The 11,894-nt window shown below is 71.2% G+C and carries 14 protein-coding genes; 6 read left to right on the top strand and 8 right to left on the bottom strand.

Annotated elements, in window-relative coordinates; all coding sequences use genetic code 11:
- The first annotated feature begins 4 nt into the window (after positions 1-4).
- Positions 5-727, top strand: a complete 723-nt coding sequence (locus J2847_RS08900; RefSeq protein WP_209778659.1) for a sugar transferase — start codon at positions 5-7, stop codon at positions 725-727.
- A 259-nt stretch (positions 728-986) separates the two neighbouring features.
- Positions 987-2,414 carry a S41 family peptidase gene (locus J2847_RS08905; RefSeq protein WP_209778660.1) on the top strand — a complete coding sequence of 476 codons (1,428 nt, stop codon included), beginning with the start codon at positions 987-989 and terminating at the stop codon, positions 2,412-2,414.
- 9 nt (positions 2,415-2,423) lie between these two features.
- Here the strand turns inward: J2847_RS08905 and J2847_RS08910 are convergent, their stop codons facing one another.
- The 8 genes from J2847_RS08910 to ftsE form a co-directional block, all read right to left on the bottom strand.
- Positions 2,424-3,641, bottom strand: a complete 1,218-nt coding sequence (locus J2847_RS08910) for an acyltransferase family protein (RefSeq protein WP_209778661.1) — start codon at positions 3,639-3,641, stop codon at positions 2,424-2,426.
- Positions 3,642-3,763: 122 nt separating this feature from the next.
- Positions 3,764-4,555 carry a PhzF family phenazine biosynthesis protein gene (locus J2847_RS08915; protein WP_209778662.1) on the bottom strand — a complete coding sequence of 264 codons (792 nt, stop codon included), beginning with the start codon at positions 4,553-4,555 and terminating at the stop codon, positions 3,764-3,766.
- A 56-nt stretch (positions 4,556-4,611) separates the two neighbouring features.
- Complete coding sequence (locus tag J2847_RS08920; RefSeq protein ID WP_209778663.1) at positions 4,612-5,580, bottom strand: threo-3-hydroxy-L-aspartate ammonia-lyase; 969 nt, start codon at positions 5,578-5,580, stop codon at positions 4,612-4,614.
- A gap of 68 nt (positions 5,581-5,648) precedes the next feature.
- On the bottom strand, positions 5,649-6,086 hold the full coding sequence (locus tag J2847_RS08925; RefSeq protein WP_209778664.1) for a GNAT family N-acetyltransferase: 438 nt from the start codon (positions 6,084-6,086) through the stop codon (positions 5,649-5,651).
- A 4-nt stretch (positions 6,087-6,090) separates the two neighbouring features.
- Positions 6,091-6,342, bottom strand: a complete 252-nt coding sequence (locus J2847_RS08930; RefSeq protein ID WP_233474387.1) for a DUF1127 domain-containing protein — start codon at positions 6,340-6,342, stop codon at positions 6,091-6,093.
- A gap of 316 nt (positions 6,343-6,658) precedes the next feature.
- Entirely contained in the window at positions 6,659-7,294 is a 636-nt protein-coding gene (locus J2847_RS08935; RefSeq protein WP_325169351.1) for a YdcF family protein, read from the bottom strand.
- Complete coding sequence (locus J2847_RS08940) at positions 7,291-8,184, bottom strand: cell division protein FtsX (protein ID WP_085552631.1); 894 nt, start codon at positions 8,182-8,184, stop codon at positions 7,291-7,293. Before J2847_RS08940 ends, J2847_RS08935 begins: the two co-directional genes overlap by 4 nt.
- Positions 8,185-8,189: 5 nt before the next feature.
- Positions 8,190-8,870, bottom strand: coding sequence for a cell division ATP-binding protein FtsE (ftsE, locus tag J2847_RS08945; protein ID WP_209778666.1), 681 nt, complete (start codon positions 8,868-8,870; stop codon positions 8,190-8,192).
- A gap of 168 nt (positions 8,871-9,038) precedes the next feature.
- Between ftsE and J2847_RS08950 the strand changes: the two genes are divergently transcribed.
- From J2847_RS08950 to J2847_RS08965, 4 genes are all read left to right on the top strand, one after another.
- A complete protein-coding gene (locus J2847_RS08950; RefSeq protein ID WP_209778667.1) occupies positions 9,039-9,803 on the top strand; it encodes a lysophospholipid acyltransferase family protein in 765 nt (254 codons plus the stop codon).
- A 668-nt stretch (positions 9,804-10,471) separates the two neighbouring features.
- Entirely contained in the window at positions 10,472-11,098 is a 627-nt protein-coding gene (locus J2847_RS08955) for a HyaD/HybD family hydrogenase maturation endopeptidase (RefSeq protein WP_209778668.1), read from the top strand.
- Positions 11,099-11,108: 10 nt separating this feature from the next.
- The gene (locus tag J2847_RS08960) at positions 11,109-11,429 is read left to right on the top strand and encodes a HypC/HybG/HupF family hydrogenase formation chaperone (protein ID WP_085552626.1); all 321 of its coding nucleotides are present in this window, start codon (positions 11,109-11,111) and stop codon (positions 11,427-11,429) included.
- A 6-nt stretch (positions 11,430-11,435) separates the two neighbouring features.
- A complete protein-coding gene (locus tag J2847_RS08965) occupies positions 11,436-11,894 on the top strand; it encodes a thioredoxin domain-containing protein (protein ID WP_209778669.1) in 459 nt (152 codons plus the stop codon).

The following is an 11,894-nucleotide window of genomic DNA, read 5'->3' on the forward strand; positions in this document are numbered from 1 at the left end:
TCCAATGGCACTGCTCACCACCGTCCGTTTGGGCGCCCCCCGTTTGGACCCGGACAGGCTGGCCGGAACCGCGTCGGCCGCCCAGGCGATGGCGCGCCTGCCCGGCGGCCAGCCGCTCCACCGCCATCGCGTCAAGCGCGGCTTCGACGTCGTCGGCGCGCTGGGTCTCATCGTCCTGTTCGGACCGCTGATGATCGCGGTCGCCTGGCTCGTCGCCAAGGACGGCGGGCCGGCGGTGTTCGGGCACCGCCGCGTCGGCGCCGACGGGCGGCCCTTCACCTGCCTGAAGTTCCGCTCCATGGTGGTGAACGCCGACGAGGTGCTCGACCGCCTGCTGGCCGAGAATCCCGAGGCGCGCGCCGAATGGGAGAGCGCCCGCAAGCTGCGCAACGATCCGCGCATCACCGGAGTCGGCCGTTTCCTGCGCCGGTCGAGCCTGGACGAGCTGCCGCAGCTGTTCAACGTCCTGCGCGGCGAGATGAGTCTGGTCGGCCCGCGCCCGATCGTCGACGACGAGGTCGCCTTCTACCACGCCTGCTTTCCCTTCTACACGCAATGCCGGCCCGGCCTGACCGGGCTGTGGCAGGTCAGCGGGCGCAGCGACGTCGATTACGTGCGCCGGGTCCAGCTCGACACCGCCTATGTGGTGGGCTGGAACTTCTGGAGCGACATCGCCATCATGCTGCGCACCGTGCGGGTCATGGTGAAGGGCAGCGGCGCCTACTGACGCCTCCCCCTTTCGACGAAGGAGCACATCCGTTCACGCCCGTGCGCGTCGCCTTCCGGGGGCGCGACAATGGGGACCGCGCGCCCCATTTCCCGTTCACACCTCCCGCCGGGACGGTGGGGGTGGAGTTTGAGAATGGGCGGACACCGTGCTAGGGTCGATGCCCGGCAGCGACAATCCCGGCTGGCGAAACCCCTGGTGCACGTGAACGATGCGATGGATTCCGCCGGACGGACCGGCCAGTCGAGAGGGGCCTAGGATGGCGAAATTGCTGGCGGCCTTGCTGCTGATGATGGTGGCGATCGGTCCGGCCTGCGCGGTGGCCCCGACCAGCCGGGCCGACACCGTGGCGGCGCTCGAACGCTACCGCGCCGAGTTCGCCAAGACGCGCGGCTACGGAACCCTGTCCCCCTCCGACCGCAACTACGTGCTGTTCGCCGACGCCATGCGGCGGGTCCTGACCGAGCATGTGAAGCCCTACGACCCGCAGGTGCTGGTCGACAAGGCGCTGACCGGCGTCCAGAAGAAGAAGGCCGAAACCCCGCGCGCCAGCGACCGCGCCCTGACCGAGGCGGGTCTGGACAGCATGCTGGGCGGGCTCGATCCCTATTCCAGCTTCCTCGATTCCGAGCGCTACCGCTACCTGCGCGAACAGACCCAGGGCGAGTTCGGCGGGCTGGGCATCGAGGTGACGATGGACGAGGAGAGCGGGCTGATCCGCGTCGTCTCCCCCATCGACGGCTCGCCCGCCGCCCGCGCCGGCCTGCGCAGCGGCGACCTGATCGCCCGCATCGACGACGTGCAGGTCAAGGGCCTGAACTTGCAGGACGCGGTGGCGCGCATGCGCGGTCCGGTCGGCACCTCGGTCGCCCTGACCGTGCGGCGCCCGCCCTCGGCCGACCCCACCAACCGGGTCTCGCTGACCCGCGCCATCGTCAAGATCCACCCGGTGCGCTACCGGCTGGAGGGCGACGTCGCCTACATCCGCATCGCCACCTTCAACCAGCAGACCAGCTCGGCCCTCGACGCCGCGGTGGAGGACATGCGCCACCAGTCGGGCGGCCGGCTGGCCGGGGCGGTGATCGACCTGCGCAACAACCCCGGCGGCCTGCTGGAGCAGGCGGTGAACGTCGCCGACCGGCTGCTGGAGGCGGTGGACATCGTCACCGTGCGCGGCCGCGACCCGGACGAGACGCGGGCCTACCACGGCACCTCGGGCGACCTGCTGGCCGGGCTGCCGGTGGTGGTTCTGATCAACAGCGGCTCGGCCTCCGCCTCGGAGATCGTCGCCGGGGCGTTGCAGGATCATGGCCGGGCGCTGCTGTTCGGCACCCGCTCCTACGGCAAGGGCTCGGTGCAGACCATCTCGTCGCTCAGCGCCGACACCGGCATCCGCCTGACCACGGCCCGCTACTTCCGCCCGTCGGGGGCGCTGGTCGACTGCTTCGGCGTGTCGCCCAACCTGGAGGTCAAGCCGGCCAACGGCAACGCCGACGAAACCCACCCCGACCCGGCGACCTGCGACGCCAACGCCCCGCCGCCGCCGCCGCCGCGCGTCTGGACGATGGAGGACATGTGCCCGGACGTCGCCAACACCCCGGTCAAGCCGGACGCCGACCGCCCGATGGATTGCGCCGTCGCCGCCATCCGCACCCGCCTGACCGGCACGCTGGCCGGACGGAACTGAGCCGGCCGTTCAGGCGTCGGCCGCCCCCAGCGCGCGGCGGCCGGCGCGTTGGGCGGCTTTGGCCCTGAGCCGCGCGAGCTGTTTCCGGCCGAGCGCGATCCCCGGACGCTCCACCGTCAGATGCACGAGGCTCGCCGCCAGCACAACCAGCCCACCGACCAGGGCGAGCACGGCGGCGTAAAGCGTTCCGTCGCTCCGCACGGCGGCCGGCAGCGCGCCGTTGCCGGTGATGGCGACCCACAGCACGATCCCGTGCAGCAGATAGACCCCGTAGCTGATTTCCCCCAGCCAGAGGATGGGGCGTCGCGTCAGCAGCGCCCCGAAACCCTGCCCGGAGGCGACGGCGAGGAAGACGACGGTCAGCCCAAGCATCGGCAGCGGCGCGTAGGCCGTGTCGCAGAAGGCGACGGTGCACGCCAACCCGGCCAGGGCGAGGAGCGCGCCGGCCGGGGAGCGGGCGAAGGCGGCGAGCCCCGGTCGGCGGATCCAGCAGGCCGCGGCGAAGCCGCCGCCGAATCCCGCGAGGACAGCCGGGTTGAAGCTCCGGAAATAGAGGAGGACCGCCAGCGTCGCCGCCAGCGAGGCCAGCGCCGGCCCGCTCCGCCGGGCGCCCGCGAACAGGAAGGCCAGGCCGGGAAGCGCCGCGTAGAACAGCAGCTCGTAGGGCAGCGACCAGGTCGCGTAGGCGACGATCTGCCCGGCATTCTCCATGCCGTTGACCGGCGGCGCCTTGAAGCTGGCCCAGCCGGCCAGCGAGCGGAGCAGCGTCACGGCGCCGACCGCCGGCGAGAAGCCGGTGGAGGCCAGGGCGATCAGCACGACACAGGACGCGGCCAGCAGATAGACCGGGTAGAGCCGGTAGAAGCGCGACACCACGAAGCCCAGCCAGTCGGTCGGCGTCCGTGCGTCCAGAATCCTGGTCCAGAACAGGAAGGCCGTGACCATGAAGAACAGGGCGACGCCGGACTGCCCGAGATGGATGAACAACCGCTGATCCGGCAGCGCCCATTGGCCGGTGTGGAGGTAATTCCAGGTGATGACGCCGTGGTGGATGAACACGCCGTAGGCCAGCAGGCCGCGCAGCCCGTCGATGGTGGTGAAGCGCCCCCGCGCCTCCTCCCCGGCGGCCGGCGGCAGCGCGCCGGCGGGCAGCACGCGCAGCAGCAGGGCGGACAGGCCGATGGCGACGCCGTACAGCGCCGGGACGAGAAGCAAGCCGTTGGTCATGCGCGGGAAAGGTCCGGAACCGGGAAAAAGGGACGCTGCCGGCCGATGATTACCAGACAATCCCTCTCCGCGCGGGGGCAAAAATCACGCCCCGCGCGCCCTCCCGCAAGACGCCGCCCTCATCAGACCGTGATGGCGCCTTCCAGATACAGGACGGCCTTGCCGCCGATCCTCACGCGGTCGCCGGCCAGCGCGCAGGCCAGCTCGCCGCCGCGCGCGGACACCTGCCGGGCCGACAGCGCCGTCTTGCCGAGCCGCTCCGCCCAGTAGGGAATCAGCGTGCAATGGGCGGAGCCGGTGACCGGATCCTCCGGGATGCCCTGGGCGGGGGCGAAGAAGCGCGAGACGAAATCCACCCCGTCCGCTCCCGGCGCCGTCGCGCACACCGCGTAACGGTCGAGCTTCGCCAGCGCCGCCATGTCGGGGGACAGGGCGCGCACCGCCGCCTCGTCCTCATAGACGACCAGATAGTCGCGGGCGGCAAGAACCGCGACCGGGGCCGGCCCGCCGAGGGCGGCGGCCAGCCCCGGATCGGGGGCCGCCACCGGTTCGGCCGGGCGGCTGGGAAAATCCAGCGTGAAGAGGTCGCCGGAGCGGGTCACGGTCAGGGTGCCGGCCTGCCGGGTGACGAAGTCCAGCCGGTCGCGCCCCGGTTCCAGCAGGGTGGAAATGACGAAGGCGGTCGCCAGCGTGGCGTGGCCGCACAGATCGACCTCGACCGCCGGGGTGAACCAGCGCAGTTCGAACACGTCGCCGCTGCGCAGGAAATAGGCGGTTTCGGCCAGATTGTTCTCGGCCGCGATGGCTTGGAGCTGTTCGTCGGGCAGCCAGCTCTCCAGAGGCACGACCGCCGCCGGGTTGCCGGCGAACACGCGGTCGGTGAAGGCGTCGACCTGATAGATGGGCAAGCGCATGGGGCGGCTTCCTCGCAAGGGGCGGGACACGGGATGGGGACGGAAGAAACGCAAGCTCAGGCGGCCCGCACCAGCGCCGCGAAACGGTCGAGATCGACGTTGCCGCCGGTGACGACGATGCCGACGCGCTTGCCGCGCAGGTCGATGCGGCCGGACAGCGCCGCCGCCACGGCGAGTCCGCCGGTCGGCTCGACCACCAGCTTCAGGCGGGCGGCGAGGAAGCGCATGGCCTCGACCAGCTCGTCGTCGGCGACGGTCTCGATGCCGTCGACCAGCGCGCGCAGCACCGGGAAGGTGAGCTGGCCGAGGCTGCGGCTCTGGGCGCCGTCGGCGATGGTCTTGGGCGGTTCGATGCGGACGATGGAGCCGAGACGCAGGCTCTGCTGGGCGTCGTTGCCGGCTTCCGGCTCGACACCGAGAATCCGGCAGTCGGGGACGAGCGCCCGCGCCGCGACGGCGCAGCCGGACAGCAGCCCGCCGCCGCCGGTCGGCACCAGCAGCAGGTCGAGGTCGCCGGCCTCCTCGATCAGTTCCTTGGCGACGGTGCCCTGCCCGGCCATCACGTGCGGGTGGTCGAAGGGCGGGATGAAGGTGCCGCCGCGCCGCGCCATCAGCCGGGCGACGACGGCGTCCGGCGGCTCGGCGTAGCGGTCGTACAGCACCACCTCGCCGCCATAGCCGCGCGTCGCGTCGAGCTTGGCGGCCGGGGCGTCCTGCGGCATGACGATGGTCGCCGCCACGCCGAGCAGCCTTGCGGCCAGCGCGATCGCCTGGGAGTGGTTGCCGGACGAGTAGGCGACGACGCCGGCCGCCCGCTGGGCCTCGTCGAGCTGGGCGATGGCGTTGTAGGCGCCCCGGATCTTGAAGGCGCCGGTGCGCTGGAAATTCTCGCACTTGAAGAAGAGCCGCCCGCCGGTCCGCGCGTCGGCGGTGGCGGAGGTCAGCACGGGCGTGCGGTGGGCGACCCCGGCGATGCGCCCGGCCGCCCCCGCCACGTCCGCGAAGGAGATCGCAAGATCCGTCATGGCGTGACACCTCCCCTCGGATCGTCTTGAACCGGTCGTCTTGAACGGGTCGTTCGCGCCCGACCGCCTTACGGCAGGTCGGTGAACAGGAAGGCCTGCCCGTGCCGGGCCAGCCCGGCCTGCTCGTAGAAGCCGACCGCCTTCGGCGCCGAAAGCAGCAGGCAGGTCGTGCCCGGCCCCACCGCGTCGCGGGTGCGGCGCATCAGCTCCTTGCCGATGCCCCGCCCCTGGATGGCGCGGTCGACCGCGAGGTCGGACAGGTAGCAGCAATAGACGAAGTCGGTGACGGAGCGGGCGACGCCGACCAGGGCACCGTCCAGCCGGGCGGTGATGATCAGGCCGGCGTTGCGCAGCATCGCCTCGACCCGCTCAACCTCCGCCACGGGCCGGCGTTCGGCCAGCCCGGAGCGGTGCAGAAGGTCGATGAAGGCGTCGGCGGTCAGATCCGGTTCGACGGCGTACTGGATGGGGGCGTATTGGATGGTGGGAAGGGGTTGGTCGGCCATCGTCTCATCCCCGCCAGAACGGCTTGGTGACTTCCTGCTCGACCTCGCTGCGGCTGACGCCGATGTCCTTCAGCAGATGCTCGTCGAGCGCCATCAGCGCGCGCCGCTGTTTGCGCCGCTCCAACACGGTGAACAGCAGATCCACCACCGTCCAGAACGCACGCCCGCCGACGCTGGTGCCGCGGGTGGCAGGGGCGTCGCCGTTGGCGGCGGTCGCGAACGAGCCGGGGCTGCGGGTCATGTCGGTAGGGCGCATCGGATCCTCCATCATCTGGCGCTCATTGGCTCGAACAATCGAGACAATGAGGATTATGGACAAGCGAACGACAGGGTCAAATCGAATATTGTCACCATTACATTTCCGATATCGGATGTATCTTTTCGGTCACAGCGGGGCTTCGCGCCACCCGGTTTGCCCTCAATAGTCAATGTTTTCAGTGGGAAAGCATGCCACCCTCGGCGCACTCGACACGCACCCAATCGAAACCGGACGTTAAAATGGGGACAATGCCAATCAAATGAGGACAATCGACACGCCGCATGGCCGCCATGCGCACGGACGTTCCGCGGCGTCAGCGTTCCACGGCCCGATAGAGTCCGTAGCGGCCGTAGGTCATCAACAGCTTGTTGTACTCGTTGACCAGCAGGTTGGCGGTGCCCGGCCACAGCCACCAGTCGGCCAGATGCACCGTGGGGGCGACCACCGGGTGGGGCACCAGCTCGATGTCCGGCATCGCCATGGCCAGCTCCAGCAGGCTGCGGCGCATGTGGTAGTTGGCGGTCACCACCCGCAGCGAGCGGAAGCCCTGGTCGCGCATCCAGTCCGCCGTCTCATAGGCGTTGCCGATGGTGCTGTCGGCGGAATAGCCGAGCGCGATGCAGCATTCCATCTCGGTCGGCGCGCGGCGCGACAGCTTCAGCAGCTCCTGGACGTCGACCCCGTCATAGACGCCCGACACGAACAGCTTGCGCGCCCGCCCGGCGGCCAGCAGCTCCAGCCCGGTGGCGAGCCGGTTGCTGCCGCCGGTCAGCACGACGATGGCGTCGGTCGCCCGCCCGGCAACCGGGTCGTCCAAATTCGGGGCATGGCGCGGCACCCCGGCGGCGAACCAGAACAGCCCCAGCCCCCAGACCGCCGCCAGCAGCAGAAGCCCTGCCAGCGTCCGCCCGGCCAGCCGCGCCAGCGTGCCGCGCCGCGAACCGGTCACGGCAGCGACTCCAGGGTGCGCAGCACGGTCCAGCGCGCCGTCATCCGCGCCAGCAGCGCCGCGGCCAGCGGCACCAGCGCCAGCGCCGCCCATTGCCAGGGCGCCAGCGCCAGATCGGGCAGCAGGCTGGCGCGCAGTTCCTGGGAGGCGCGCAGGGTCCCGGCCAGCGCCGCGACCGCCAGCAGCAGCCCGATCAGCCCGCCGCGCAGCGTCAACCCGACCACATGGGTCTCGAACTGGCGGGAGACATAGCGGTCGGTGGCGCCCATCAGATGCAGCAGCTCCACCACATGCCGGTGGATGGCCAGCCCGGCGCGGACGGAGAAGACCACCGTCATCACCCCGGCCCCGCCGATCAGCCCGACCACCCCCAGCGCCGCCAGATGCACGGCGCCGGCGAAGGCCCGCAGGTCGGCCAGCCAGACGGCGTGATCGTCCAGCGTGGCGCCGGGCGCCGCCGATTTCAGGCGCAGCGTCAGGCCGGGCACGTCGACCGGCCCGTCGGTGGCGACGTCGATGAGGCGCGGCATGGGAAGCAGCGGGTCCCCCGCCTCCGGCCCGAGCCAGGGCTCCAGCAGGCGGGCGGTGGCGGCGGCGTCGAGCGCGGTCGCCGTCCTGACGCCGGGGGCGGCGCGCAGCACGGTCAGCGCCGCCTCCACCCGTTCGTCGAGCGGCGCCACCGGGGCGCCGGGCAACGGGGCGATCTGGACGGTCAGCCCGCCGGCCAGCCCGTTGTCCCAGCGCCGCGCCATGTCCGACACCACCATCGCCCCGGCCAGCGCCAGCGCCGCCAGGAACACCATCAGCGCGGTGATCCAGGCCAGGAAGCGCGAGGACGGGTCCTTCGCCAGCGGCAGGTCGGACGGACGGCCCAGGAGGAACAGCGCCATGGCCCTCAGCCCCAGCGCGGGTTGCGGGCCGGCACGACCTGGAGGCGGCCGTTGTCGAGATGCAGGTGCGGGTGGTCGAAGCGGCGGATCAGCGCCTCGTTGTGGGTGGCGATGACCACGGTGGTTCCCAGCTTGTGAAGCTCCTCGAACAGATAGAGCAGCCGCATGCCGATGCCGTCGTCGACGTTGCCGGTCGGCTCGTCGGCCAGCAGCAGGCGCGGCCGGTTGATGACCGAACGGGCGATGGCGACGCGCTGCTGCTGGCCGCCCGACAGGGTGGAGGGCTTGGCGTGCAGATGGTTGCCCAGCCCTACCCAGCGCAGGATCTCGGTGCAGTGGGCGACAGTGTCGGCTTCCGGCGCGCCGCCCATGCGCAGCGGCAGCGCCACGTTGTCGAGCGCCGACAGATGGTCGAGCAGCGCGAAGTCCTGGAAGACGACGCCGATCTGGCGGCGCATCTCCGGCAGCTCGGCGCGGGTGACGCGGGCCATGTCGCGGCCGAACAGGGTGATCAGCCCGCGCGACGGCCGGTGCGCCAGATACATCAGCTTCAGCAGCGACGACTTCCCCGCCCCGCTCGCCCCGGTCATGAAATGGAAGGAGCCGGGCGGCAGGGTGAAGCTGATGTCGCGCAGCACCTCCGATTCGGTGCCGTAGCGCAGTCCGACATTCTCGAAACGGATCACGGTCCCACCACAGCCTCGCCGACACAACGGCAACGGACAATGCACCGGCGCGTGGCCCCGAGTCCACAGATGGAGTCCGTGGACGCTGTCCGCCGGGCGTGGTCCGCCGGAGGCGGCCCCCCGCGACCGCACTTGAGAAGGCGTGCGATTCCTGACAAGTTGCCGGCCATGATCTGGCTCCGTTCCCTCGCCTTCAACATCGCGTTCCACGCCTGGACCGCGCTGATGTGTTTCGCCCTTCTGTGGATGCTGCTGCTGCCGCGCCGCCGGATGGTCGCGGTCGTCATGTGGTACCTGCGCAGCGTCGGCTGGCTGGAACGGGTGCTGGTCGGCATCCGCTACGAGGTGCGCGGGCGGGAGAATCTGCCCGAGGGCTCCTTCCTGCTGGCCGCCAAGCACCAGTCGGCGTGGGAGACCATGAAGCTCCACCTGCTGGTGGACGACCCGGCCATCATCCTGAAGCGCGAGCTGATGTGGATCCCGATCTGGGGCTGGTACGCGTCCAAGGCGAGGATGATCCCGGTGGATCGCGGCGCCGGCGGGGCGGCGATCAAGTCGCTGATCCGCAACTCCCGCCCGGTGCGGGACCAGGGGCGGCCGATCGTGATCTTCCCGCAGGGCACGCGGGTGGCGCCCGGCGCCTACAAGCCTTACCGGATCGGCGTCGGGGTACTCTACGAGAGCCTGAAGATTCCCATCGTGCCGATGGCGCTGAACGCCGGGGTCTACTGGCCGCGCCAGAGCTTCCTGAAGCGCCCCGGCACGGTGGTGGTCGAGTTCCTGCCGCCGATTCCGCCGGGCCTCCCGCGCGCCGAGGCGATGCGCGACCTGGAGGAGCGGCTGGAGGCCGCCAGCGACCGTCTGGTGACGGCGGCCGGCGGCCCGCCGACGCTGAGGCCGGCGGCCGAACAGACGGCGACAGCGGTGTCCTGAGGGTTTCCCCAAGACCAAGCGCTCCATCCCCGACCGCGATCATCACCGCTTGCCCCGCTCATCCGCGGCGAAGCCCGACGTCAGCGTTCCTGGCGTTGCCAAACTCGCGGACGTGGCCAACCGCGAATGGATCGCACGGTATCGGAGTCCGACGGAACCGTCTCCGGATGAAGCGGCGGCGGAAACCCGCGACAACGCAACGGAAGCAGGCCTCCACCGGCCCGGCGACGCCAGCGACCCGTGAACGCCGAAGGGATCGGTGGGCGGGCGTGGCGGGGAGGTGGAGCGCAGCCCGAAGACATGGACGCAACCCGCGCCCGGCCAGCGGCTCGATCAGCGGCTCGATCAGCGCCACTCCGTCCTATCCAAGGGACGCACGGGCACGCCCGCTGCCGACTGGACCTCGCGGAAACGCCCCCGCGCCGAACGGCAAGTCTCCAGCCAAACCGGCAACCAACTTGCCAGTTTGGCGCCACTCTGTAACGTTCATGTCCACAACAGCTTCAGGACCAAATCAAATAGCCGGAAAACGCCCGCAATTTCAGTTGCTTGGAGCAATTACTACCTTTGGCATGGAACTTGAGTATCGAGGCGGGCTGCGGCGGGAGCGCCGCATCGGCAGGACGGACCGCCCGGCAAGGCGGCCGCGACGGGGAGGGACAGAGGGCATGAACCGGGGCAACCGCATCCTGGTGCTGGGAATCGGCAACATCCTGTGGGCCGACGAAGGGTTCGGCGTCCGCGCCGTGGAACGTCTGGCCGAGGGCTGGAGCTTCCCCCCCAACGTCACGCTGATGGATGGCGGCACCCAGGGCCTGTACCTGCTGCCGCATCTGGAGAGCGCCGACACGCTGATCCTGATCGACGCCATCGACTACGGCCTGCCCCCCGGCACCCGGCGCGAGTTCCGCGACGGCGATGTCCCCGCCTTCCTCGGCGCCAAGAAGATGAGCCTGCACCAGACCGGCTTCCAGGAGGTTCTGGGCAGCGCCACCCTGCTGGGCCGCTGCCCGGAACGGATGATCCTGGTCGGCGTCCAGCCGGAATGCCTGGAGGATTACGGCGGCGGCCTGACCGACACCGTCGCCGCTCAGCTGGAGCCGGTTCTCGACCGCGTGCGGGAGATCCTGCGCGACGAGTTCGGCGCGGGCGGCGAGCCCCGCCCGGCGCGGGCGGCGACCTCCACCGCATCCGCCGCCGTGTCCCGCCAGGCCTACGAGACCGGGCGTCCCAGCGCGGAGGAGGCCTGCCGCATCGGCGATCCCCGCGTGCTCGCCGCCGCCGGCGCGCTCTGAGGATCCGCCCATGTGCATCGGCACGCCCGTGCGGATCCTGACGGTGGACGGCATCGCCGCCACCGGCGACGACGGCTCGGGCACGCCCGTCGCCGTCGATCTGTCGCTGCTGCCCGACACGCGGCCCGGCGACTGGGTGCTCGACTTCCTCGGCGCCGCCCGCCGCCGCATCGACGCCGACGAGGCGGCGCTGATCCGCGACGCGCTGGCGGCGGTCGCCGCCGCGATGCGCGGCGAGGAGCATGACGGCTTCGCCGACCTGACCGACCGCACCCCCACCCTTCCCCCCCATCTGGAGGCGGCCCGCGCCGCCGGCCGTTCCGAGGGCTGACCCCGCATGACCGACACGCCCGTTGCCGAGCCGGCCACGACACCCGCCCCGAAGCCGGCGAAACCCCTGCTGCCGCTGCCGCCGCTGGTCGACCGGCTGACCGACGCGCTCGGCTACCCCCGGCTGGAGAGCGCCGACGACCAGCCCTGGCGCGGCGGGACCGAGAGCTGGGTCGTCTTCCTCCCCGGCCACGGCAAGGGCAACGCCGAGACGGCCGATGTCGCGGTGATCCTGCCCGAGCTGGTGCGCGTCCTGTCGCCCCATCTGAAACCCGCCGTCGCCGGGCCGGCCGCCGAACAGGCCCTGCTGGCGCGCGCCGGGATGATGAGCCTGCCGGCGCTGGTCTTCCTGCGCGGCGACGATCTGCTGGGCAGCATCCCCCGCGTCCGCGACTGGGACGACTACCTGGAGCGGATCGCCGCCATCCTGCTCGGCCCCCACGCCCCCTCCGCCCGCTTGCAGTGA

Source organism: Azospirillum agricola, assembly GCF_017876095.1.
Classification (GTDB): domain Bacteria; phylum Pseudomonadota; class Alphaproteobacteria; order Azospirillales; family Azospirillaceae; genus Azospirillum; species Azospirillum agricola.